This is a genomic window from Qipengyuania gaetbuli (assembly GCF_009827315.1).
Classification (GTDB): Bacteria; Pseudomonadota; Alphaproteobacteria; order Sphingomonadales; family Sphingomonadaceae; genus Qipengyuania; species Qipengyuania gaetbuli.
Genome location: NZ_WTYF01000004.1, coordinates 69,108 through 92,215, shown reverse-complemented (window position 1 = coordinate 92,215; position 23,108 = coordinate 69,108). Strand labels below are relative to the sequence as shown.

Here is a 23,108-nt window from a genome sequence, read left to right as displayed (position 1 = left end):
CCAATGTCCATGCTTCGCGATCCGAGCACCAAGTACAGCGCATTCCCCCAGGTGAACCTGCCCGACCGGCAATGGCCGACGCGCACGATCATCGCCCCGCCCCGCTGGCTCTCCACCGATCTTCGCGACGGGAACCAGGCGATCGTCGACCCGATGGATGCGCACAAGAAGAACCGGTTCTTCGACCTGCTGGTCGAGATTGGCGTGAAGGAGATCGAGGTCGGTTTTCCCAGCGCCGGTGCGACGGAGTTCGATTTCATCTCCGGCCTCGTCCGGTCCGGCCGCATTCCGCAGGACGTGCTGGTGCAGGTCCTCACGCAAAGCCGCGAAGACCTGATCCGCACCAGCTTTGCCAGCCTCGAAGGCGCGCACGCGGCCATCGTCCATCTCTACAACGCGGTCAGCCCCGCATGGCGCGAAGTCGTGTTCGGCATGACCCGCGACCAGGTGCGCGAGATCGCGGTCCACGGCGCCAAGGTGATGCGCGACGAGGCGGGCAAGCAGCCCGGTACCGACTGGCATTTCCAGTACAGCCCGGAAACCTTCTCCACCGCCGAACTCGATTTCAGCCTCGAGGTTTGCGAGGCGGTGATGGAGGTGCTCGCCCCCACGCCGGACCACCCGATCATCCTCAACCTGCCGGCCACGGTCGAGGCGGCGACGCCCAATATCTATGCCGACCAGGTCGAATATTTCATCCGCAACCTGCCGAACCGCGACAGCGCGGTGATCAGCCTCCACACGCACAATGACCGCGGCACCGGCGTCGCGGCGGCCGAACTGGCGCTGATGGCAGGGGCGGACCGCGTCGAGGGCTGCCTGTTCGGCAATGGCGAGCGCACGGGCAATTGCTGTCTCGTTACGATGGCGCTCAACATGTATACGCAAGGCGTCGATCCGGGGATCGATTTCTCCGACATCGACCGCGTCATCGAGACGGTAGAGTACTGCAACCAGATCCCCGTCCACCAGCGTCACCCCTATGGCGGCGAGCTGGTCTACACGGCCTTTTCCGGCAGCCACCAGGACGCCATCAAGAAGGGCTTTATGGCGCTGGAAACGCAGAACGACCCGCACTGGCGCGTGCCTTACCTGCCGATCGACCCGGCCGATCTCGGCCGCAGCTACGAGGCGGTAATCCGCGTCAATTCGCAATCCGGCAAGGGCGGCTTTGCCTGGGTGCTGGAACAGGACCAGGGCCTGAAACTGCCGAAGAAGATGCAGGCCGATTTCAGCCCCCATGTCCAGCGCATGGCGGACCAACTCGGCCGCGAACTCAACGCTGCCGACATCTGGGAGGCCTTCCGCAAGGCCTATCACGTCAAGACCACCGACAAGCATTTCCAGCTGGTCGATTACGAGGAAAGCCGTGCCAGCGACGGCACGCGCATCTTCACGGGCCGGATCGAGGTCGGTGGGACCGCGCAAAGCGTGTCGGGCCGCGGCAATGGCCTCATTTCCAGCGTGATGGGAACACTGCGCGATGCCTTCGGCGTCGAGCTGGAAGTGGTCGATTATTCGGAACATGCCTTGGGCGCAGGGACCGACGCCAACGCCGCAGCCTACCTCGAATGCCGGACACCCGACGGGCACACGATCTGGGGATGCGGGATCGACGAGGACGTCGCGACTGCCAGTGTCCGGGCAGTACTCAGCGCTGCCAACTCGGCACGACCCGCAAAGTAATTCGCACGCGGAGTGCCCCGCATCGGGACTATGGCCCTTCTATACAATCTAAGCAGGTATACTATGGTATGAGGCTGCCGAGTTTCTCCGATTATCAGGCCTTTATGGTCGCAATATGAGGGCATTCATTGGTCGAGGAGCCGTTCTACGTAGTCCGGGCTGACCAGCTACCGGCGCTCTATTACCTGGACCGCGAACACCCGCGGCCCCGTCGCGTCGAATGGATCAATCGCGGCACGGATTCCAAGCTGCGCCCCTCCACCGTCGACATGCTCTTGCGCACCCTGTTTCGCGAGCCCGGTTCGCCGAGCGTCAAGAAATTGCACCAATCCTCGGGCCTTCGCGCCGTGTTCGGCAACGAAAGCGACCGGGACCGGTTTGCCCGCGCCTTCGTGGAAGCGCGCCGCCACCTGCATTCCAGCACAGCGAATGTCGTCACAGCCGTGTTTGATAATGTGGAATCTGCTGAGAAGGCAGTCGAGCTGCTGTGCGGCAGCGACATTTCGGAGGACGCAATCTCCTTGGCCTGGCGCACCAGCCAGTATCTCGACCCCGACTACACCGCGGGCGAAGGCCACGCGATCGTCGATGTGGCCACAGTAATTGCCGGCGGCGGTATCGCCGGCGCGTTGCTGGGAACCGCGATCCTGTTCATCCCCGGCGTGGGCCCTGTTGCCGTGGCCGGGGCGCTCACCTCCTCGGCGCTTTCGTCGGTGGCGACGGTGACGGGCATCATCGGCGCTACCGGCAGCGGCATCGCCAAGATGCTTACCGACCACGATGTCGACGGCGTATCCGCCACGCTCTACGAACAGGAAATCCGCAAGGGAAAGGTTTTCCTGTCGGTGGATTGTTTGCGCGGGAAATGCGATCCCGACATGGTCCACACTTTGCTGGACAGGGCGGGTGGTAAGACGGCAGGAATGAACCCGGGAGGGTTTTCCTGACCGGCCAAAGGGGAGAGGCAAGAATGAGCGAAGCGATAATCGAACCCGAACTTCCGATCATCGATCCGCACCATCACTTGTGGGACCTGCGCCCGCTGATGGCCGCCTTCCCCGAACCGCGGCACGATTTTATCGAGGCGATTGCCGGCGCGCCCTATTACACCTTTGACGAATTGCTCGCCGACACGCAGAGCGGGCACAATGTCGTCGGCACCGTCTTCATGGAATGCGGCGCCTTCTATGACGCGTCGCGCGGCGATGCGATGAAGCCTGTCGGCGAAGTCGAATTCGTCAACGGCGTCGCTGCACAGGGGGCGAGCGGGCTCTACGGCGATTACCGTCCCTGCGCAGGCATCGTCGGCCATGTAGACCTGACGCTGGGCGACGGGGTCAAACCGGTCATCGAGGCGCTCATCGCCGCCGGCAATGGCCGTTTCCGCGGAATCCGGCACGCTTCGGCCTGGGATCCCGATCCCGAGGTGCTCGGCCCCCCTTTCCATGCACCCGAAGGGCTCTACGGCAGCGATGCCTTTCGCGCCGGGTTCGCAGCATATTCGCAATTCGGCCTGACTTTCGACGCCTGGTTGCTCGAGCCGCAGCTCGGCGATGTCCTCGAACTTGCCCGTGCGTTTCCGGACCAGCAGATCATCCTCGACCACTGCGGCACCCCGCTCAATATCGCGAGCCACAGGGGCAAGTTGCACGAGAATTTCGACCGCTGGCGCCGGTCCATCCACGCCATCGCCGAATGCCCCAACGTCGCGGTCAAGCTGGGCGGCCTCGCCATGGCATTTTGCGGCATGCCCGAGGACGGCCCCGCCAAAGGCCACGGGTCCGAACACCTCGCCGCGCTCTGGCGCCCCTATATCGAGACCTGTATCGAAAGCTTCGGCCCCGAGCGGGCCATGTTCGAAAGCAATTACCCCGTCGACCGCTGGGGCGCGAGCTACCCGGTGCTGTGGAACGCTTTCAAGCGTCTCGCCCGCAGCCATTCCGAGGACGAGAAGCGCGCGCTGTTCGCAGGGACTGCCGCCCGCATCTACGGGATCGAGCACGTCCTGCCGGCCTCCTGACGTTTACGTAACGTCACTCTCGACAAGCGCGCCTGCGCGCCATAGGCGTTCGCGCATATTCGAGAGAGGAGCCTTTCTGCATGAGCCTGCCCGCCCCCTTCGACAAGCTGCGCCTGCCGGTCATCGGATCGCCGCTCTTCATCGTCTCCGGACCGGAACTGGTGATTGCCCAGTGCAAGGCCGGCATCGTCGGCAGCTTTCCCGCGCTCAACGCCCGCCCGCAGAGCGAACTCGACGAATGGCTCCACCGGATTACCGAGGAACTGGCAGCCTATAACCGCGACAATCCCGACCGTCCGGCTGCGCCTTTCGCCGTCAACCAGATCGTCCACCGTTCGAACGACCGGATCGAGGCAGACATGGCGACCTGCGCGAAATGGCAGGTGCCGCTGGTCATCACCTCGCTCGGCGCGCGTGAGGAAATCTTCGACGCAGTGCGCGGCTGGGGCGGCATCACCATGCACGATGTCATCAACAACCGCTTCGCCCACAAGGCGATCGAAAAGGGTGCCGACGGCCTCATCCCGGTAGCGGCAGGCGCTGGCGGCCATGCCGGCACGCTCAGCCCGTTCGCGCTGATGCAGGAAATCCGCGAATGGTTCGACGGGCTGGTCGCCCTGTCCGGCTCGATCGCGCACGGAAGGTCGATCCTTGCTGCGCAGGCGCTGGGTGCCGACTTCGCCTATATCGGATCGCCCTGGATCGCGACCGAGGAAGCCAATGCGGTCGACGGTTACAAGCAGGGCATCGTCGAAGGCAGCGCGGACGGCATCGTCTATTCGAACCTGTTTACCGGCGTGCACGGCAACTACCTGCGCTCCAGCATCGAGAATGCGGGCCTCGATCCCGACAACCTGCCCGAAAGCGATCCTTCCAAGATGAATTTCGGCAGCGGCGGCAATACCAAGGCCAAGGCGTGGAAGGATATCTGGGGTTCGGGCCAGGGCATCGGCACTGTCAAGTCGGTCGGCCCGGTCGAGGACATGGTCGCCCGTTTCGAGCGCGAATATCGCGATGCGAAGGAATCGCTCGACAAGCGGACGGTCTAGGCAGCCGCGCTCCACAGCGCTTCGGCCATCGCGTCGAGATCGGAAAAGTCGAGATCCGCGGCCACCGGGTCGCGGCGGTTAAGCAGCAGCGGGCGCGCTTCGTCGAGAAGCCTTCGCCGCAGGGCCTTCTGCAGCAATTGCAGGCGGTGCAAGGCATCCCGGGCAGCGGTTTCGGGGTCGAGCCGGCGCTTCTCGGCCCATACCTTCTCCACGCAGCCGACCCGTTCGATCACCATCGCATTGTAGTCCCGGTGCGGCCCGCGGTGCAGCGGCAAAGCCGTGCGCCGCGCCGCATGCTCGCTGGCCGGAAGCAGCAGGCCGTTGATGCGGAAATCGTCGAACCCGATCCGCTTGCGCCCGAGCGCGGCGAACATAGAGCCGAAGCAGTCGCGGTTGAGCAATTGGCGCGGCAGCAAGTGATGCCGCTGCAGCGCAGGGTCGTGACCCGGCTGCCCGCGCCGGTTGACCGCGCGGAAAGGCAGGCGGGAACGCCCGCCTGAAAATGAGTTGCGACCCGTCACGCCCCCCCTCTTTCGTCTTACATCGGTGTCACTCTCACCGTCCCGTCCCCCTTGGGATCGAGCATGACCATTGCCCCGTCCTCGAACCGGGCTTCCGACTTTTCCTGAAGAGGCCCTTCCCCCACCAGCTCGTGCACGAGGCGCGCGGCCATGCGGGTTGCCCCGATGCGATCCTGCGCGATTTCCGGTGCAATGAGGATTTCCTGGCCGATGAACCAGGCGAGCCCGTCGCTCCCCAAGGCGCCGTCGCCGTCGACTGCGAAGCCGACCAGCCCGAGCGCAGGGAACGGACCGCCGTCGATCCAGGCATTGACCGTTCGGAGGAAGAAATCAGGTTCGATAGCGCTGCAGGACGGGCCCCAGGACACCGCCTTCACGCCCGGCAGATGTTCCGCCAGCCCGGCGCCCATATCCAGCATGGAGCGCACGATCGGGAGGCTGTTGGCAGCGTCGGCAAGGTGCGGGCCGGGAACCAGTGCGATGGCCTCGTTAGCACTGTCACCAAACCCGGCGGGCACGTTGAAGCGGTGAACGAAGGGCGGAACCGCGACTCCCGGTCCGGGTGCAAGCCCGAGGCAGTCGAACGTCATTCCCCATTGCAGCAGTTCGAGCCAGTCTCCGCCGCGCGTACTTTCGCGCCTTTCCGGCGCAGCAACCTCGTCATGCAGTAGAGGATCGTGGCTGACGGAAGCCTGCGGCACGGCCGCAAGCGCGTCGATCAGCGTCGAACGGTCGGGGCGCTGCCCGGGCTCGAACAGGAAATAGAGCCCGTCGGGGCATCGACGTGCCTCATCCGGCTTTCCCGATCCCCGCTGCATTTCCGATGCGTCCCCCGTCCCTTCGCCATAAAGCCCTAAGCGCCCTGAAAAATTACGTCGAGGCCATTAAGGTAGATTCTGTCCGTTTCGGAGATAGTTGGCCTAAAAGATGCCGCTGCAAAGTCCTTCAGCCATCGCCGCGCCAAGTTGGCGGGCGTCTTCCAGAATATCGTGCGACAACGACTTTCGGGCCATTATCTGTTCGGGAGTCTGTGCGGACGTGTTGACGATCACTGGCTCGGCCACGCGGCGCAGGCGCCAGCCGGTGGCAATCCGGTCGATCTGCCGCTGCGCGCCTTCCCCGTCGGAGCCGGCGGCGATCATCGTCGCATAGGCGCGGCCCTCGATCCGCCCCAGCACCGGGTAATAGCAGCGGTCGAACATCTCCTTCATCTCCCCGCTCATCGTGGCGAGGTTTTCGGGGCAGACGAACAGATAGCCGCCTGCTGCAAGAAAGTGCTCCGGCGTAACCGCGTTCGCCCCCAGCAAGAGGGCCGCATCGCCTGCACCCTCGGAAGCAGCCTGGGCCAGCGCCTCGCTTGCGCCGGTGCGGCTGTGCCAGGCGATCAGGAGTTGTGTGGACGTCATGACGCCGCCGAGCATCGCGCAGCCTTGTCGATTGTCAATGCCGCCGCGCTTGCTGCGATGGGGTTCGCCGCGATAGGAGGGAGGCATGGCAACTTCGGCCCTCCCCCATGTTTTCGGCGTTTCGCAATCCCTGACCGGCAAGGCCTGGCGCTGGCGCGGCGGGAACATGGACCTCGGCCAGGGCAATTTCGCAGCCGGCGACGATATCGTGCGCCAGATCCTGCTCGCGCGCGGGGTGGCCCCGGACGATCTCGACCGGCACCTCACCCCAACCCTGCGCGATTTCCTGCCCGACCCGTCGGAGTTCAACGACATGGACGCGGCAGCGGACCGGCTCGCCCAGGCCGTGCTCGGGGGCGAGAAAATCACTGTCTACGGCGATTACGACGTGGATGGCGCGACCAGCTCGGCGCTCCTCATCCGCCTGCTGCGCGATCTTGGCGTGGAGGCGGACTATTACATCCCCGACCGCCTGCTCGAAGGCTATGGCCCGTCCGGCGAGGCGTTGGTCCAGCTTGGCGAAAGCGGTTCCAGCCTGATCGTCACCGTCGACTGCGGGGCCATGGCGCACGAGGCGCTGGCCATGGCGAGCGATGCGGGCATCGACGTGATCGTGGTCGACCACCACAAGTGCGCGCCCGAATTGCCGCGAGCAGCCGCGCTGGTGAACCCCAACCGGCTCGACGAGAACGACCTCGCCGCAGCGCATGGACACCTTGCTGCGGTTGGCGTGGCCTTCCTGCTTGCGATTGCGCTGGTCCGCACGCTGCGCGCCAGCGGCTATTTCGAGAGCCGCAAGGAGCCTGACCTCTTCTCCCTGCTCGACCTCGTCGCACTGGGCACGGTAGCCGACGTCGCTGCCTTGCACGGCCTCAATCGCGCCTTCGTCGCACAAGGCCTGAAGGTGATGGGCAAGCGGGCCAATACCGGGATGGCGGCTCTCATCGATGCGAGCCGCCTGAAGCGGGCCCCGGCCTGCTCCGACCTCGGCTTCGCGCTGGGGCCGCGGATCAACGCAGGCGGCCGGGTGGGCGAATCCACCCTCGGCGTGCGCCTGCTGACGACCGAGGATCCCGAAGAGGCCGCGCGGATCGCAGCGCAGCTTTCCGCGCTAAACGAGGAACGCCGCGCGATCGAGGCCGAAGTCCAGCAGGCGGCCGAGGACCAGCTGGCCGGACAGCACAACCGCGCGGTGCACGTGCTCGCCGGCGATGGCTGGCACCCCGGCGTCATCGGCATCGTGGCCGGGCGCATCAAGGAAAAGACGGGCAAGCCCTCGCTCGTGGTGGCGCTCGACAGCGCAGCCGGAGAAGGCAAGGGTTCGGGGCGCTCGATCCCCGGCGTCGACCTTGGCGCGGCGATCATCCGGGCGCGCGAGGAAGGCCTGCTGGTCAAGGGCGGCGGCCATGCCATGGCGGCGGGCCTGACAGTTGCCAGCGACAGGCTCGACGCCTTCGCCGAATGGCTCGACGCGCATCTCGAAAGCGTGGTCGCCCGCGCAAGCGAGAACCGCGAGATGCTGCTCGATATCGCGGTCGCGCCGGGCGGGTTGACGCCGGCACTGGTCGAATCGCTCGAGTGCGGCGGGCCCTACGGCGTCGGCTGGCCCGGCCCGAGAATCGCGGTCGGTCCGGTCCGGCTGGTGAAATGCGATATCGTCGGTACGGATCACGTGCGCCTGATTGCCAGCGGAGACGACGGACGCAGCTTCAAGGGCATCGCCTTCCGCGCTGCCGACAGCGAGATGGGACAGGCGCTGCTGCACGGCTCGCGCGGGCGCCGCCTGTGGCTGGCAGGCCGGGCGAAAATCGACGATTGGGGAAGCCGCCCGCAGGCCGAATTGCACCTCGAGGACGCAGCTTTCGCTGACTGATCCGCAGCTTGCGCATTTGGAGGGTTGACGCCCCGAGCGCCCCCGCCTAAGTGCGCCGCCACGCCACCGACCCGGCAACGGGTGTGGCCCGTTCGTCTAGCGGTTAGGACGCGGCCCTTTCACGGCTGAAACACGGGTTCGATTCCCGTACGGGTCACCACGGTGGCGTTATTGCATCTGCAATCCGCGCAAAGCGCCACACATGTGGCCCGTTCGTCTAGCGGTTAGGACGCGGCCCTTTCACGGCTGAAACACGGGTTCGATTCCCGTACGGGTCACCATCTCCCACAGGCTTGCGGACATTGGCTCTGGCGCTGGCCAGCAGGCCTCGCTAAGCGCGCCTGCATGAGCGAGCGCTCCTTTCCCTGGTCCGCCTTCGCCCTCGCCGCGGCGACCGCCATCGCACTTCTCGTGCTGGGTGACGACCTGCTTACCGTTGCACTCGTGCTGCTGGTCTGGGCCGGTTCGCTTTGGCTCGTCGGCGCAACCCCGCCGCCTGCGGTCGAGCAGAACAGCAATGGCGCGATCTCGCGCGATTCGATGGGCGACCTGTTCGAGCATTCGGAAACACCGGTACTCCTGACCGACCGCGGACGCGTGATCGTCGCCAATCTCGCCGCACGCCGCCTGCTCGGCGCGCACGTGCTGGGTCAGGATGTCAGGATGGCGCTGCGCCAGCCGGAAGCCGTCAGCCTGCTCGACAGCGACCAGGACGGCGCAGCCATCGTGCGCGGCCTTGCGCGGCGGAGCGATATCTGGCGGGTGAACCGCAAGCTGCTCGACACCAACCTCTCGGTTATCGAACTGGTCAACAAGACCGCCGAGGCCGACATCAGCCGCGCCCACACCGATTTCGTCGCCAACGCCAGCCACGAGCTGCGCACTCCGCTCGCCTCAATCCTCGGCTATGTCGAGACACTGCGCGAGGAAGACCGGCCCGAGCCGGAAATGGCGGACAAGTTCCTCGCCACGATCCAGCGGGAAGCCAGGCGCCTGCAGGACCTCGTCAGCGATCTCATGTCACTCTCGCGCATCGAAGCCGAAAAGCACGACCTTCCTGCAAATACCGTCTCCCTTGCCGCCGTCGCCAAGCGCGCGGCGCAGGACGGGGCCGGCGCAGAGCGCATGGAGCGGCTCGATTTCGAGGCGCATGGCGATTTCATCGTGCGCGGGGACGAACAGCAGCTCGAACAGCTGGTGCGCAACCTCGTCGATAACGCGATGAAGTACGGCGCGCCCGACAGCATGGTGACGGTTCGCCTTTCGCCGCAGGGCGAGACGCGCGTGCTGCTGACCGTGACCGATCGCGGCGACGGCATCGCGCCCGAACATATCCCGCACCTCACGCGCCGTTTCTACCGCACCGATCCGGGCCGCAGCCGTGCCTCAGGCGGGACAGGCCTTGGCCTCGCCATCGTGAAGCACATTGTCGAGCGGCACCGCGGAAAGCTGTCCATCGACAGCAAGCTGGGCGAAGGGACGCGGGTCAAGGTCTCGCTCCCGCTAGCGGACTAAGCCGCGATTTCGGCACAGTCGGGCGCTTTTCACAGCTTTTCCACAGCCATTCCACAGGGTGCGCAAGCCCGCGTGGAATGTGTCACATGGCTGTAATCATCGGGTCATAGAGGCGACGCCGGATCGTAACCTTGTAAAGGATTCGTCATAATGAAACCGGCATTCCGGCTCTCCGTGATTGCGGCGGCACTGAGCTGCACCATCGCCACTCCCGTCGGCGCGCAGGATGCGGCTGCACCCACTGCAGAGCAGAGCCTCGCCGAAATGCGCGCGCAGCTCGCTGCCCTGGCCGCCCGTATCGACCAGCTCGAAGGCGAACTGGCGCAGGAAAAGGCTGCCAACGCTGCTCAGGATGCATCGATCGCCGCCAACACCGAAGCGGTCGCCAAACCAACACCCGCACCGACGCCCGCCGTGGCTCAGCTCGAAAAGAAGGATGGCTGGAGCTTCAAGCCCCGCGGCCGCCTGATGTACGATGCAGGCTTCACCAGCGTGCCCGAATCGACCGGCCGTGAAGACGGCTTCGCCAGCGAAGTTCGCCGTGCGCGCCTCGGCGCCTCGGGCGGCCTTGGCGGCGGCTTCGAATACAAGTTCGAGCTCGATTTCGCCGGTAACGAGGTCGAGGCTGCCGATGCCTACCTCAGCTATGGCAACGGCCCGCTCGAAGTGATCGTCGGCCACCACAACAACTTCCAGTCGCTTGAAGAGCTGACCAGCTCGCTGCACACCAGCTTCATCGAACGCGCCGCCTTTACCGATGCCTTCGGTTTCGAGCGCCGCATCGGTGCCTCGGTCAGCTATTCGCAGGGTATCGTGCTGGCTCAGGCCGGTGTGTTTACCGACAATTTCGACGATACCGGCACCAACAACCGCGGCATCGACGGACGCCTCGTCGTCATGCCGAAGATGGGCGACACCCAGCTCCACTTCGGCGGTTCGCTGCACTTCAACGAACTGGGCGAAGACGCCGGCAGCGTGCGCTATCGCCAGCGCCCGCTGGTTCACTTCACCTCCGAACGCTTCGTCAACACCGGCAATCTTGCTGCCGACAGCGAATTCGGCGCAGGCCTCGAAGCAGCCATGATTTCCGGCCCGTTCCACGCGGCTGTCGAAGGTTTCTGGCAGAACGTGGACATGCCCGCCATGCCGGACAGCCCGACCTTCTTTGGTGGCTATGCCGAGGTCGGCTACTTCCTCACCAAGGGTGACACGCGTGGTTACAAGGACGGCAAGTTCGACCGCACCAAGCCGGCCAGCGCGGTGGGCGAAGGCGGGATCGGCTCGATCCAGCTGAACCTGCGTTACGACTACCTCGACCTGAACGATGCCGGGATCATCGGCGGCGTGCAGAACGGCTACCTCGCCTCGCTGGTGTGGAAGCCGACCGACTACACGCTCTTCAGCCTGAACTACGGCAAGATGGACTATGACGATGCCGCCTATGCGACGGCAACCGGCGACACGTCCTACACCGTCGATGCCTTCGGTGTACGCGCACAGGTCGATTTCTGATCCAGATAGCGCTAGGGGCTGCGACAACGATTCGGCACCCCCTAGCGGAAGTCACACTTTTGTCGTCAGCATGTAACAAATCCGCGCTCTTGCGCGGCTAGTTGGACAACATAGGGGTTCCCAATGACCAAGACTTTCAAATTCGCTCTCGCCGCCGCTTCGGCCCTGGCCCTGACCGCTTGCGGTGACAATTCGGGTGGCGGTGCGACCCGCGACCAGATCAAGGCCGTCGGCTCGTCGACCGTCTTCCCGTTCGCCAAGGCCGTTTCGGAAGCGTTCGCACGCGACACGCAGTTCGCTTCGCCGATCATCGAATCGACCGGTACCGGCGGCGGCATGAAGCTGTTCTGCGCCGGCGTCGGCGCCCAGACGCCCGACATCGCGCACGCATCGCGCCGCATGAAGGCCGGTGAGTTTGCCGACTGCCAGGCCAATGGCGTGACCGACATCATTGAAGTCCAGGTCGGCCTCGACGGAATCGCCCTCGCCTCGTCGAAGGGCGGTATCATGATGAACCTGACGCCGAAGATGGTCTACGAAGCGCTCGCCGCCTCGCCCTACGGCAAGGAACAGACCGCCAAGAACTGGTCGGACATCGATCCCTCGCTGCCGAACCAGCCGATCCTCGTCTACGGTCCGCCGAGCACCTCGGGCACGCGCGACGCGCTCAAGGAACTTATCCTCGAAGCAGGCTGCAAGACCGACGCTGCAACCGCAGCGCTCAAGGAAACCGACGAAGACCGTTACGACCAGGTCTGCACCGAAGTCCGCAGCGACGGCGCCTATGTCGACCAGGGCGAGCAGGACAACCTCATCGTCCAGAAGATCGAAGGCAACCCGAACGCAGTGGGTATCTTCGGCTACTCCTACCTTGAAGAGAATCTCGACAAGGTGCAGGGCCTGCCCATGAACGGCGTCGATCCGACCTACGAGAACATCGCCAGCTTCGCCTATCCGGGCGCGCGCCCCCTCTTCATGTACGTGAAGAAGGCGCACCTCGACGCGATCCCGGGCCTGAAGGAATTCCTCACCCAGTGGTCGACCATGTGGGCCAAGGACGGGGCGCTCGCCAAGATCGGTCTCGTATCCAATCCGGATGATGCGATGGCCAAGGCCACCGCAGCCGTCACCGAATACACCACGCTCGACGGTTCCGAGCTGAAGTAAGGGTATCAACGCACGCAATGTCGCCGACCATTCTGCTCCTCCTGGCCCTCGGGCTCGGGCTCGCCGGATGGTTGGCGGCTCGTGCGCGTGCGTGGACCTTCCGCAAGGCGAGCCCTGACGGGCGGCTCGCCAGCCTGCCCAGCTACCACGCATGGTACGTGGCGCTGTGGATCATCCTGCCCGTCCTGGTTTTCGTCGGGGTCTGGAGCGCGATCGCGCCCGGCCTCGTCACCCAGTCGGTGCTGGCATCGCCTGCCGCCGACCAGCTTCCTGCCTTCGGCTTCCAGCGCCAGACGATCCTGAACGAAGCGCGCGCAGTCGCGACCGGCGCATCGCAGGCGGTGTTCAACCCGCTGGCTAAGGAATTCGTCGAGCCGTACCGGCAGGCCCTGTCGTTCTACAACTGGATCGGCATCGCCGCGACGCTGGTCATCGCCTTCCTCGGCGGCGCGTGGTCGTTCCTGCGCCTGAAGCCCGATTTCGCCGCCCGCACACGGGTGGAGCGGATCGTCATGGCGATCCTGCTGGGTGCCTCGCTGGTCGCGATCCTGACGACCATCGGCATCTTCGTCAGCCTCATTTTCGAGACCATGCGCTTCTTCGGCATGGTCAACCCGCTCGACTTCCTATTCGGCACCCACTGGGGCCCGGACCCGATGAGCAATCCGGACAATCCCGACAGCAGCCGCTACGGCGCGATCCCGCTGTTCTGGGGCACGCTGTTCATCGGTGCGATCATCGCCATGATCGTGGCGATCCCGCTCGGCCTGATGAGTGCGGTATACCTGACGCAGTATGCGAACCCGCGCCTGCGCGCATGGATCAAGCCGACGCTCGAAATCCTCGCCGGTGTGCCGACCGTGGTCTACGGCTACTTCGCCGCGCTGACGATCGCGCCCGCCATCCGCGATTTCGCGATCAGCCTCGGCGCGTCCAATCCGTCGAGCGAAAGCGCGCTGGCAGCCGGCCTCGTCATGGGCGTGATGATCATTCCGTTCGTGTCCTCGATGGCCGACGATTCCATCGCCGCGGTACCGCAGGCCATGCGTGACGGCAGCCTGGCGATGGGCGCGACCACCAACGAGACAATCCGCCGCGTGCTGGTGCCCGCTGCCCTGCCCGGTATCGTGGCCGGCGTGATGCTCGCCATCAGCCGCGCGATCGGCGAGACGATGATCGTCGTCATGGCCGCATCGACCGCCGCCAATCTTAGCGCCAATCCGCTCGATTCCATGACCACGGTGACGGTCCAGATCGTCGCCATGCTGACCGGCGAAGGCAGTTTCGACCATCCCGCGACGCTCAGCGCCTTCGCGCTCGGCTTCGTGCTGTTCATGGTGACGCTGGGGCTGAACTTCATCGCCCTGCGCGTCGTCAAGAGGTTCCGCGAAGCTTATGAGTGAGCATATCGCCCCCACGCGCACGCCCGAATTCGAGGCGCGCCTGAAGAAGCGCTACGCGGCAGAGCGCCGGTTCCGCAGGCTCGGCCTGGCCGCGATCGTGTTCTCGGTCGCCGTCCTGGTCTACCTGCTCGGCACGATGACGCTGAACGGTATCGGCGGCTTCCAGCGCGCCGAACTCGAAGTGCCGATCGACTTCACGCAGGCCGGCATTTCCGCCGATCCCGCCACCATGGCGAGCGACGGAGCCGTGCAATCCCTCCAGGGTCAGGGTCTGCCCGAAGTCGTGCAATTCTTCGCCGAGCAATCGCTGGGCGACGAGGCGGCCGAACAGCTCGGTGCGCAGGCATGGCGCGATGTCGCCGACGCGATTGCCGCCGATCCCTCCATCCTCGACCGGCAGGAAACCTTCTGGCTTCCTGCCAGCGCCAGCCTCGCCAGCGGCTATGCCGGCGAAGGTTCGGAGCAGATGCAGGCGCTCGCGCAGCAACTCGATGAAGCGGGCAAGATCGACAAGAACTTCGACACCGGCTTCTTCGCCCGGTCGGATGCTACCAATCCGCAGCAGGCTGGTATCTGGGGCGCGCTCAAGGGCTCGTTCCTGACGATGATCGTCACCCTGCTGCTGGCCTTCCCCATCGGGGTGCTAGCCGCGCTCTACCTTGAGGAATACGCGCCCAAGAACCGCTGGACCGACCTCATCGAGCTGTCGATCAACAACCTTGCGGCAGTTCCGTCGATCATCTTCGGCCTGCTGGGCCTTGCGGTGTTCCTGACGCTGTTCCCGAACCTGCGATCCGCCCCCGTGATCGGCGGCATGACGCTGGCGCTGATGACGATGCCGGTCATCGTCATTGCCGGGCGCAACGCGATCAAGGCCGTCCCGCCGAGCATCCGTGACGGCGCGCTCGCCATCGGGGCCTCGCCGGTCCAGGTGGTTTTCCACCACGTCCTGCCGCTTGCCCTGCCCGGCATCCTTACAGGCACGATTATCGGCATGGCCCGCGCGCTGGGTGAAACCGCCCCGCTGCTGATGATCGGCATGCGCGCTTTCGTGGCGAGCCCGCCCGACAGCTTTACCTCGCCCGCCACGGTCCTGCCGATGCAGATCTTCCTCTGGTCCGACGAAATCGACCGCGGTTTCGTGGAACGGACCAGTGCGGCTATCATAGTCCTGTTGCTGTTCCTCCTGCTGATGAACGGCCTCGCCATCTACCTGCGCAACAAATTCGAGAAAAAGTGGTGACCGTAGTCCATCAAAACCTGGAAGATACCGACGCCAAGATGAGCGCGCGGAACGTCTCCGTTTTCTACGGCGACAAAAAGGCGATCGACGAGGTTTCGATCGACATTCCCACGCGCTACGTCACGGCCTTCATCGGCCCGTCGGGCTGCGGCAAGTCGACCTTCCTGCGCACGCTCAACCGCATGAACGACACGATCCCTTCGGCGCGCGTCGAAGGCGACATCATGCTGGACGGCGAAGACATCTACAAATCGGGCATGGACGTGGTGCAGCTGCGCGCCCGCGTCGGCATGGTCTTCCAGAAGCCCAACCCCTTCCCCAAGTCGATCTACGAGAACATCGCCTACGGTCCGAAGATCCACGGCCTTGCAGAAGGCAAGGACGAGCTGGATGCGGTGGTCGAGAAATCGCTACGCCGCGCGGGCCTGTGGGAAGAGGTCAAGGACCGCCTGCAGGACAGCGGCACCGCCCTGTCCGGCGGCCAGCAGCAGCGCCTGTGCATCGCGCGCGCCATCGCCGTCGATCCCGAAGTCATCCTGATGGACGAACCGTGTTCGGCGCTCGACCCGATCGCCACTGCCAAGATCGAGGAACTGATCGACGAACTGAATGGCCGATATGCCATCGTGATCGTTACTCACTCGATGCAGCAGGCCGCGCGCGTCAGCCAGCGGACGGCTTTTTTCCACCTCGGAAAGATGGTGGAATATGGTCGTACTTCTGACATATTCACCAATCCGCTCGAACAGCGGACCCAGGATTACATCACGGGCCGCTACGGATAAGGCTAGGTAAGAACATGCAAGAACATACCGTAAAAGCCTTCGACGAAGACATCACCCGCCTCCGCGGCCTGATCGCGGAAATGGGCGGTCTGGCCGAAGTCGCGATCCAGCAGGCGCTCGATGCGTTGGTGCGCGGTGACGACGACCTCGCCAAGAAGGTCGTCAAGGGCGACAAGAAAATCGACGCGCTCGAAAGCGAGATCGACAAGCTGGCCGTGCGCATCATCGCGCTGCGTGCGCCGATGGCGGACGATTTGCGCGAAGTCATCGCCGCGCTGAAGATCGCCGGCGTGGTCGAGCGTATCGGCGACTATTCCAAGAACATCGCCAAGGCGAGCCGCGAGATCGGCGACAACCGCAAGAAGTTCGAACCGCTCACCCTGCTTCCCGCCATGGCCGAAGTCGCCAGCGAGATGGTCCACGACGTGCTGACCGCCTACGCCGCCCGCGACCCGGAACTGGCGAAGGAAGTCATCCTTGCGGACGAGAAGGTCGATGCCTTCTACAACTCGATCTTCCGCAACCTCGTCAGCCACATGGTCGAAAACCCCTCGATGATCTCCAGCGCGGCGCAGCTCCTGTTCGTCGCCCGCAACCTGGAGCGCATCGGCGACCATGCGACGAACGTGGCCGAAATGGTCCATTTCGCCGCCACCGGACAATATCCGGTCGACGAGGATAACTGACATATTCCTGTAGCCTGAAGGTCATAGAGCCATGTCGAACGAGAAAAACCGCTCGCATGGAGACGCGAAGGTGCAGGCTGCAAAACTCCTGCTCGTAGAGGACGATCCCGCCCTTTCCGAGCTGCTCGAATACCGCTTTTCAAACGAAGGCTACGACGTCCGCACCACGCCGGACGGCGACGAGGCCATCCTCCTCGCCAGCGAGCAAACGCCCGACCTCGTCATCCTCGACTGGATGATCGAAGGGACCAGCGGCATCGAAGTGTGCCGCCGGCTGCGCCGCGACAAGGCGACCGCGCACGTGCCGATCATTATGCTGACTGCGCGCGAGGCGGAAGACGACCGTGTCCGCGGGCTGGAAACGGGCGCGGACGATTACCTGACCAAGCCCTTCTCGCCGCGCGAGCTGCTAGCCCGCGTGGCGGCCGTCATGCGCCGTATCCGGCCCGTTCTGGCCGGTGAAAGCATCGATGCAGGCGATCTGACGCTCGATCCCGTGGCGCACAAGGTCACGCGCCGGGGCAAGCAGCTCAAGCTCGGCCCGACCGAGTACCGGATGCTCAAGTTCTTCATCGAAAGCCCGGGGCGCGTGTTCAGCCGCAACCAGCTGCTCGACGGAGTCTGGGGCACCGAAAGCGACATCGAACTGCGCACCGTCGACGTGCACATCCGCCGCCTGCGCAAGGCGCTGGAAGTTGAAGGCGCCAAGGACCCGATCCGCACCGTGCGCAGCGCTGGATATTCCTTCGAACCCGTCTAAAGTTGCGGCATGGAGTTCGTCGGCTACGCGTTCATAGCAATATTCATCGGCGCACTCTTGCTGGGCCGGCATTTCAAGGCCACGCGCGAGGCACGGGAAGCCGCAGAACTGGCGAAAGTGCCATCGAGGGCAGTGGAACTGCGGGTCAGCGGCTGGACGGCCAGCGAACTGCGCGATGTCTTCCGCCGCTTTTCCGAACTTTACGGCCTGCCGGAGCCGCGAGTGTCCGAAACTGCGAACGGCGTGTTTTCGGTCAAATGGACCGACGGCCTTGCCCCCTCGCACATCCTCTTCGCGGTGAATTACGCCCACTATCCCGAAGGCCATAACCTCGACGGGCGGCGCATCTGCGCGGCGGCGAAGGTATCGGCCGGCCATTTCGACGGCATCCCGGCCGGTCGCCCAGTGACGATCTACGTGCCCGAGGACGATGACCGTTTCGACTGCGTCCATGCCGTGGATGATCGCGACACGGCCTATCTCGGCGATTTCGGGCAGTCCGGTTTCGTACAGACCGACCGGGCGCGCATGCGACCCTGCGTGCAGGCGCTGTTCGGCTAGGTCAGCGGCACAGCCCACCGCGCCGTGCACCCATGTCGAGGTGCAGATGGTCGGCATGGGCAGCATTGTAATCGGGCGACAGGACGATGCCGAAAGCCTCGCAGGCGCCGTCGCGAACCTCGCGCAAAAAGCGGGCCTTGTCGCCTTCGCCCTGCCAGTCCCCCAGCACGCTGATCCTCGTTCCGTCGGTGAGGACGAAACCTGCGATATCGATCGCGTTGCCGGTCGCGTGCTGGCTCCACGGACCGTCCTCGCGCCCGTAAAGGCGGCGGCATGAATAGGCGCCCAGATGCTTGATCCGCGCGATGCCGGTGCCGAATATCGCCTGTGCGGCAGGCTCGATTGTGTCGCGCTGCCACAGCTCCATCGCGATCGCGACCGGGCAGGTCGTGGGCGGCGTGTCGGGGCTGAGCGGATAGTCTGCAAGCTGCGTGCGATCCTCGCGGCGGCACGCTCCCTCGCCTTCCGGCGGCAGGGCGGTGAAGTCGACCCCGCTCCGCTCGAGCACGGCGCGGCATTGCGGCACATCACCGGCAAGGGCGCGCAGCTTGGCCTCCGTCGCCCAGCCCACCGGATCATTGAGGTCGAGCGGGGCCCAGGGATCGTGCTGGGGATGCGCGGCGAGCCAGCTGCGTCCCGCCACGAACAGCGCTGCGGCGACCAGCAGCAGGATAACCCGCCGGTCACCGATAAACTTGCCGATGTGCCTCGAAATGGTGAGTTTCAAACCTGCGTACCCATCAGATCGACCAGGATCAGCCCTGCGATCAGGATGAATACGGTTCCGATGCCCCGATCGATCCAGACACGGGCCGCGGCGCGTTCCATGAAGCGCGCCATGCGCTTGCCCGCCGCGATGTAGAGCCAGCCGATCACGAGGTCGGCGACCAACGCGACCAGCGCCAGCACCACGATCTGCAGCGGCACGCTCTTAGCCGGATCCACGAAGGGCGGGATGATCGCGACCATGTAGACAAGCGATTTGGGGTTGCCGATGGCGACCGCGATCCCGTCGCGAAAGGCGTGGCCGGATACCTGGCGGACCGGTTCTACCCCATCCTCCCCGGCATGGAAGGAATGGCGGATCGCCTTCACGCCGAGCCACGCGAGATAAAGCACGCCCGCGATCGCCAGCAGTCGGAAGGCCAGCGGATAGGCAGCGGCCAGCGCGCCGAGGCCCAGCGCAGCAAAGGCCCACCACACGAAATAGCCGATCTGCATCCCCATCAGCGCGGCCCAGCCCGAACGCGGGCCCCGCCAGATGGCCTGGCTCATCACGAAAATCATGGACGGCCCCGGCACGATGCTGGTCGTGGCGGTTACGAGGAGGAATGCGAGGAGCGTTTCGAGACCCATTACGCCCGCGCCCCTAGCCGCAGCCTCAGTGGAAGTCGCGCGATTTCGGAATGATCCGCCCGTCGCGCGGATGTCCCTGATGCCAGCCGCATTCGCGGTTGCCCGGCGGCGGTTCCTGCCACGGTTCGACCGGCTGGTAGGGATCGTCCCTGCCCTCGCGCAGATTGTCGCGCGGGTTGAACTTGTCCGGCAGGGGCGAGGAGACATGGTCGGCCCGGGCGAGCGGCGCGTTGAGCATGTCGTCGGACAGCCTGTGCAACTGGTCAGTCGCATCGGTCATGTGATGCGCGATCACGTGGATTACCTCGTCGTCGTATTCGACGCGCCCGCGCACCTCCATCAGGCGTGCGCCCATGACCACCCGGCGCTGCTTTTCCTTCAGGTCCGGCCAGACGACGAGATTGACGACGCCGGTCTCGTCCTCCAGCGTGATGAAGCACACGCCCTTGGCAGAGCCCGGCCGCTGGCGGATCAGCACCACGCCCGCGACGTGGACCATGGAGCGGAACTTGCGCGCCCTCAGATCGCAGGCACGCACGAAGCCGCGTTCGGCAAGGCTGGCGCGCAGGAACGCCATCGGATGCGCCTTCAGGCTGAGACGGGTGGTCTGGTAATCGGCCACCACTTCCTCCGACAGAGGCATCTGCGGCAGCGTGGTGCGACGTACCTCCGCCCCCTCGTCGCGCGTGGCGGCGGCGGCGAACAGCGGCAGGTCCGCCCCGCCGACAAGGCTGCGCGCGTCCCACAGGGCCTGCCTGCGCGACAGGCGCATCGAACCGAAGGCATCCGCGCTGGCGAGCCGTTCCACATGGGCGGGACCGATCCGCGCACGATCGCGCAGCGCGCGCACGTCCTCATAGGCGCCGTTCTCCTCGCGCTCGGCGACGAGTTGCGCGGCCACCGCTTCGGGCAGGCCGTCCACCTGCCTCAGGCCCAGCCGCAAGGCGACGTGCCGGTCGAGCCGCCCGCTGTCGCCCTGCCTGCCGCTCGCCGCACCGACTTCCTCCAGCGTGCAGTCCCACTGCGACAGGTTCACATCCACCGGCAGCACGCGCACGCCGTGTTCCGCCGCATCGCGCACGATCTGCGCGGGTGCATAGAAGCCCATGGGCTGCGAATTCAGCAGCGCGCAGGCAAAGGCGGCGGGGAAATGGCATTTCAGCCAGCTCGACACGTAGACGAGATGCGCGAAGCTGGCCGCATGGCTTTCGGGAAAGCCGTATTCGCCGAAACCGCGGATCTGGTTGAAGCAGCGCTGGGCGAAATCGCGGTCGTAGCCACGCGCGACCATGCGTTCGACCATCATGTCCTGCAATTCGTCCACCATGCCGCGGCTGCGGAAGGTCGCCATGGCCTTCCGCAGCCGGTTCGCCTCTTTCGAGGAGAACTTGGCCGCATCGAGCGCGATCTTCATCGCCTGTTCCTGGAAGATCGGCACGCCCAGCGTACGCTCTAGAATGCTGGAAAGCTCGTCCGGCGGGCCGTGCTGCGGCGACGGCGCGGGGATCACCACCTGTTCCGCTCCGCGCCTGCGCTTCAGATAGGGGTGGACCATGTCGCCCTGGATGGGACCCGGGCGCACGATGGCGACCTGGATGACGAGGTCGTAGAATTCGCGCGGGCGCAGTCTCGGCAGCATGTTCATCTGTGCCCGGCTTTCCACCTGGAAGACGCCGAGCGAATCTCCGGCGCGCAGCATGGCATAGGTTTCCGGATCCTCGCGCGGGACCGAGGCGAGCGTCAGCGTGCGGCCGTGATGATCGTCGAGCAGGTCGAGGCACTTGCGGATGCAGGTCAGCATGCCCAGCGCCAGCACGTCGACCTTGAGGATGCCCAGCGCCTCGATATCGTCCTTGTCCCATTCGATGAAACTGCGATCGGGCATGGCGCCATTGCCGACCGGCACCGTTTCGGTCAGCGCGCCTTCGGTGAGAATGAACCCGCCGACATGCTGCGACAAATGGCGCGGCATTCCAATCATTTGCTCGGTCAGTTTGAGAACGCGCCTGAGGTGCGAATCGGTCACGTCCATGCCCGTTTCGGCAGCGTGCTTCTCGCTGATCTCGCGGCCCCAGCCGCCCCATACCGTTTTGGCGAGCGCGGCGGTCACGTCCTCGCTCAGCCCCATCGCCTTGCCCACTTCGCGGATCGCCATGCGCGGGCGGTAATGAATGACCGTGGCGCACAGCCCGGCGCGGTGGCGGCCGTACTTGCGGTAGAGATACTGGATCACTTCCTCGCGCCGCTCGTGCTCGAAATCGACGTCGATATCGGGCGGTTCCTTGCGGTCTTCGGAGATGAAGCGGTCGAACAGCAGCTGGTGCTGCGCCGGATCGACGCTGGTGATGCCGAGGCAATAGCAGACGGCCGAATTGGCCGCGCTGCCGCGCCCCTGGCACAGGATCGGCGGATCGACCTTCTCGCGCGCGAAATCGACGATGTCCTTGATGGTCAGGAAATAGCGCGCCAGCTCCATCTTGCCGATCAGCGCCAGCTCCTTGTGCAAGGTTTCCGCCACGCTTTCGGGAATCCCTGCGGGATAGCGCCATTCGGCCCCCTTCCACGTCTCGGAGACGAGATAGTCCTGCGGCTCCACCCCGCCGGGATAGAGCTCTTCGGGATATTCGTATTTCAGCTCGTCGAGGCTGAAATTGCAGGCATCGGCCACTTCGCGCGCTGCGGTGATGGCATGCGGCCAGCGTTCGAACAGGCGGACCATGGTCGCAGGCGGCTTGAGGTAACGCTCCGCATTGCCGTGGAGCAGGTGGCCGGCGGCAGCGACCGTGGTCTTGTGCCGGATCGCGGTCATCACGTCTTGCAACGGGCGCCTCTCCGGCCCCGCGTAATGCACGTCGTTCGTGGCGAGGATCGACAGGCCGTTCGTCTTCGCCAGCGTGTCGAGCTGCTCGATCCGTGCGATATCGCTGTCGGTATAGAGATAGGCCGCCGCGATATGACGCAGGCCGGGCAGACCGGCGGCAAGCTGCGGCACGATATCGGCAAAGGGCGCGGCAAGGTGTTCCTGCAGCTTCTCTCCTGCCAGCCCCACCACGTTTCCGGCCCATGCAGGCACGGTGTATTCCTGCGCCAGATCGCGCGGGGGCACGAGGATCAGCTGCACGCCCTCCGCATGGCGGGCGAGCATGGAGAGCGAGATGTGGCACTCCCCCTTCTCCTGCCATTCGCCGTCCAGCGTGCGCATCCGGCCCGCCGAGATCAGGCGGCAGAGCCGGCCATAGGCCGCGCGGTTCTTCGGATAGGCGAGGAAGGCCAGCCCTTCGAGCGTTTCGATCCGGCAGCCGATGCAGGGTTTCACCTTGAGCGTTGCCGCCTCGGTATGGACGCGCACCACACCGGCCATGGTGTTGGCATCGGCAATCCCGATCGCGTCGTATCCCAGCGCGCGCGCCTTGAGCACGAGGTCCACCGCATCCGATGCCCCGCGCAGGAAGCTGAAACATGACACGATGCCGAGTTCGACGAAGGCGCTGCGCGGCGGCGCGTCTACCGAGGCAGGATCGATCTCGATCGTGCGCTTGGGAATCTGGAGGTCGCTTTCGGGCAT

At 65.1% G+C, this 23,108-nt stretch carries 20 protein-coding genes and 2 tRNA genes; 16 read left to right on the top strand and 6 right to left on the bottom strand.

Features of this window, described 5'->3' with window-relative positions; genetic code table 11:
- Nucleotides 1–3: 3 nt before the first annotated feature.
- The 4 genes from leuA to GRI42_RS02715 all read left to right on the top strand — a co-directional run bounded on the left by leuA (nucleotide 4) and on the right by GRI42_RS02715 (nucleotide 4,755).
- Entirely contained in the window at nucleotides 4–1,686 is a 1,683-nt protein-coding gene (gene leuA / locus GRI42_RS02730; RefSeq protein WP_160606696.1) for a 2-isopropylmalate synthase, read from the top strand.
- A 128-nt stretch (nucleotides 1,687–1,814) separates the two neighbouring features.
- Nucleotides 1,815–2,633 carry a hypothetical protein gene (locus GRI42_RS02725; RefSeq protein WP_160606694.1) on the top strand — a complete coding sequence of 273 codons (819 nt, stop codon included), beginning with the start codon at nucleotides 1,815–1,817 and terminating at the stop codon, nucleotides 2,631–2,633.
- A 23-nt stretch (nucleotides 2,634–2,656) separates the two neighbouring features.
- Nucleotides 2,657–3,706, top strand: a complete 1,050-nt coding sequence (locus GRI42_RS02720; protein ID WP_160606692.1) for an amidohydrolase family protein — start codon at nucleotides 2,657–2,659, stop codon at nucleotides 3,704–3,706.
- 80 nt (nucleotides 3,707–3,786) lie between these two features.
- Complete coding sequence (locus GRI42_RS02715) at nucleotides 3,787–4,755, top strand: NAD(P)H-dependent flavin oxidoreductase (protein ID WP_160606690.1); 969 nt, start codon at nucleotides 3,787–3,789, stop codon at nucleotides 4,753–4,755.
- On the opposite strand, the gene GRI42_RS02710 is transcribed toward GRI42_RS02715, so the two are convergent.
- The 3 genes from GRI42_RS02710 to GRI42_RS02700 form a co-directional block, all read right to left on the bottom strand.
- The gene (locus GRI42_RS02710) at nucleotides 4,752–5,276 is read right to left on the bottom strand and encodes an AHH domain-containing protein (protein ID WP_325065290.1); all 525 of its coding nucleotides are present in this window, start codon (nucleotides 5,274–5,276) and stop codon (nucleotides 4,752–4,754) included. The two genes, GRI42_RS02715 and GRI42_RS02710, sit on opposite strands and share 4 nt — an antisense overlap.
- A gap of 17 nt (nucleotides 5,277–5,293) precedes the next feature.
- Complete coding sequence (locus GRI42_RS02705; RefSeq protein WP_160606688.1) at nucleotides 5,294–6,094, bottom strand: hypothetical protein; 801 nt, start codon at nucleotides 6,092–6,094, stop codon at nucleotides 5,294–5,296.
- Between the two features lie 102 nt (nucleotides 6,095–6,196).
- Entirely contained in the window at nucleotides 6,197–6,682 is a 486-nt protein-coding gene (locus GRI42_RS02700; protein WP_160606685.1) for a flavodoxin family protein, read from the bottom strand.
- Nucleotides 6,683–6,767: 85 nt separating this feature from the next.
- Between GRI42_RS02700 and recJ the strand changes: the two genes are divergently transcribed.
- The 12 genes from recJ to GRI42_RS02640 all read left to right on the top strand — a co-directional run bounded on the left by recJ (nucleotide 6,768) and on the right by GRI42_RS02640 (nucleotide 18,187).
- The gene (gene recJ, locus GRI42_RS02695; RefSeq protein WP_160606683.1) at nucleotides 6,768–8,555 is read left to right on the top strand and encodes a single-stranded-DNA-specific exonuclease RecJ; all 1,788 of its coding nucleotides are present in this window, start codon (nucleotides 6,768–6,770) and stop codon (nucleotides 8,553–8,555) included.
- Between the two features lie 85 nt (nucleotides 8,556–8,640).
- A tRNA-Glu gene (locus GRI42_RS02690) sits at nucleotides 8,641–8,715 on the top strand.
- A 46-nt stretch (nucleotides 8,716–8,761) separates the two neighbouring features.
- Nucleotides 8,762–8,836 (top strand) — tRNA-Glu (locus tag GRI42_RS02685).
- A gap of 64 nt (nucleotides 8,837–8,900) precedes the next feature.
- A complete protein-coding gene (locus GRI42_RS02680; RefSeq protein ID WP_160606681.1) occupies nucleotides 8,901–10,070 on the top strand; it encodes a sensor histidine kinase in 1,170 nt (389 codons plus the stop codon).
- Between the two features lie 150 nt (nucleotides 10,071–10,220).
- Nucleotides 10,221–11,582, top strand: a complete 1,362-nt coding sequence (locus tag GRI42_RS02675; RefSeq protein WP_160606679.1) for an OprO/OprP family phosphate-selective porin — start codon at nucleotides 10,221–10,223, stop codon at nucleotides 11,580–11,582.
- Between the two features lie 123 nt (nucleotides 11,583–11,705).
- Complete coding sequence (locus GRI42_RS02670; protein WP_160606677.1) at nucleotides 11,706–12,749, top strand: substrate-binding domain-containing protein; 1,044 nt, start codon at nucleotides 11,706–11,708, stop codon at nucleotides 12,747–12,749.
- 17 nt (nucleotides 12,750–12,766) lie between these two features.
- Nucleotides 12,767–14,152 (top strand): phosphate ABC transporter permease subunit PstC, encoded by a 1,386-nt coding sequence (pstC, locus tag GRI42_RS02665; RefSeq protein WP_160606675.1) that lies wholly within the window; start codon nucleotides 12,767–12,769, stop codon nucleotides 14,150–14,152.
- Nucleotides 14,145–15,395, top strand: coding sequence for a phosphate ABC transporter permease PstA (pstA, locus tag GRI42_RS02660; RefSeq protein WP_160606673.1), 1,251 nt, complete (start codon nucleotides 14,145–14,147; stop codon nucleotides 15,393–15,395). Before pstC ends, pstA begins: the two co-directional genes overlap by 8 nt.
- Before the next feature lie 38 nt (nucleotides 15,396–15,433).
- Entirely contained in the window at nucleotides 15,434–16,180 is a 747-nt protein-coding gene (gene pstB / locus GRI42_RS02655) for a phosphate ABC transporter ATP-binding protein PstB (RefSeq protein ID WP_222553703.1), read from the top strand.
- Between the two features lie 14 nt (nucleotides 16,181–16,194).
- On the top strand, nucleotides 16,195–16,866 hold the full coding sequence (gene phoU / locus GRI42_RS02650; RefSeq protein ID WP_160606669.1) for a phosphate signaling complex protein PhoU: 672 nt from the start codon (nucleotides 16,195–16,197) through the stop codon (nucleotides 16,864–16,866).
- Between the two features lie 70 nt (nucleotides 16,867–16,936).
- Nucleotides 16,937–17,626 carry a phosphate regulon transcriptional regulator PhoB gene (gene phoB, locus GRI42_RS02645; RefSeq protein ID WP_160609040.1) on the top strand — a complete coding sequence of 230 codons (690 nt, stop codon included), beginning with the start codon at nucleotides 16,937–16,939 and terminating at the stop codon, nucleotides 17,624–17,626.
- A 9-nt stretch (nucleotides 17,627–17,635) separates the two neighbouring features.
- Entirely contained in the window at nucleotides 17,636–18,187 is a 552-nt protein-coding gene (locus tag GRI42_RS02640; protein WP_160606667.1) for a hypothetical protein, read from the top strand.
- Nucleotide 18,188: 1 nt separating this feature from the next.
- On the opposite strand, the gene GRI42_RS02635 is transcribed toward GRI42_RS02640, so the two are convergent.
- The 3 genes from GRI42_RS02635 to GRI42_RS02625 are packed head-to-tail and all read right to left on the bottom strand — an operon-like array spanning nucleotide 18,189 to nucleotide 23,108.
- Nucleotides 18,189–18,914, bottom strand: coding sequence for an extensin-like domain-containing protein (locus GRI42_RS02635; protein ID WP_160606665.1), 726 nt, complete (start codon nucleotides 18,912–18,914; stop codon nucleotides 18,189–18,191).
- Nucleotides 18,911–19,543, bottom strand: a complete 633-nt coding sequence (locus GRI42_RS02630) for a LysE family translocator (protein ID WP_160606663.1) — start codon at nucleotides 19,541–19,543, stop codon at nucleotides 18,911–18,913. Before GRI42_RS02630 ends, GRI42_RS02635 begins: the two co-directional genes overlap by 4 nt.
- A gap of 25 nt (nucleotides 19,544–19,568) precedes the next feature.
- Complete coding sequence (locus GRI42_RS02625) at nucleotides 19,569–23,108, bottom strand: error-prone DNA polymerase (protein ID WP_160606661.1); 3,540 nt, start codon at nucleotides 23,106–23,108, stop codon at nucleotides 19,569–19,571.

Excerpts from the sequence above, each read along its gene's own strand:
- leuA (WP_160606696.1), top strand. The coding sequence starts at position 4 with ATGTCCATGCTTCGCGATCCGAGCACCAAGTACAGCGCATTCCCCCAG.
- GRI42_RS02720 (WP_160606692.1), top strand. The coding sequence starts at position 2,657 with ATGAGCGAAGCGATAATCGAACCCGAACTTCCGATCATCGATCCGCAC.
- GRI42_RS02715 (WP_160606690.1), top strand. The coding sequence starts at position 3,787 with ATGAGCCTGCCCGCCCCCTTCGACAAGCTGCGCCTGCCGGTCATCGGA.
- GRI42_RS02705 (WP_160606688.1), bottom strand. The coding sequence starts at position 6,094 with ATGCAGCGGGGATCGGGAAAGCCGGATGAGGCACGTCGATGCCCCGAC.
- GRI42_RS02700 (WP_160606685.1), bottom strand. The coding sequence starts at position 6,682 with ATGACGTCCACACAACTCCTGATCGCCTGGCACAGCCGCACCGGCGCA.
- recJ (WP_160606683.1), top strand. The coding sequence starts at position 6,768 with ATGGCAACTTCGGCCCTCCCCCATGTTTTCGGCGTTTCGCAATCCCTG.
- GRI42_RS02680 (WP_160606681.1), top strand. The coding sequence starts at position 8,901 with ATGAGCGAGCGCTCCTTTCCCTGGTCCGCCTTCGCCCTCGCCGCGGCG.
- GRI42_RS02675 (WP_160606679.1), top strand. The coding sequence starts at position 10,221 with ATGAAACCGGCATTCCGGCTCTCCGTGATTGCGGCGGCACTGAGCTGC.
- GRI42_RS02670 (WP_160606677.1), top strand. The coding sequence starts at position 11,706 with ATGACCAAGACTTTCAAATTCGCTCTCGCCGCCGCTTCGGCCCTGGCC.
- pstC (WP_160606675.1), top strand. The coding sequence starts at position 12,767 with ATGTCGCCGACCATTCTGCTCCTCCTGGCCCTCGGGCTCGGGCTCGCC.
- pstA (WP_160606673.1), top strand. The coding sequence starts at position 14,145 with ATGAGTGAGCATATCGCCCCCACGCGCACGCCCGAATTCGAGGCGCGC.
- pstB (WP_222553703.1), top strand. The coding sequence starts at position 15,434 with ATGAGCGCGCGGAACGTCTCCGTTTTCTACGGCGACAAAAAGGCGATC.
- phoU (WP_160606669.1), top strand. The coding sequence starts at position 16,195 with ATGCAAGAACATACCGTAAAAGCCTTCGACGAAGACATCACCCGCCTC.
- GRI42_RS02640 (WP_160606667.1), top strand. The coding sequence starts at position 17,636 with ATGGAGTTCGTCGGCTACGCGTTCATAGCAATATTCATCGGCGCACTC.
- GRI42_RS02630 (WP_160606663.1), bottom strand. The coding sequence starts at position 19,543 with ATGGGTCTCGAAACGCTCCTCGCATTCCTCCTCGTAACCGCCACGACC.
- GRI42_RS02625 (WP_160606661.1), bottom strand. The coding sequence starts at position 23,108 with ATGCCCGAAAGCGACCTCCAGATTCCCAAGCGCACGATCGAGATCGAT.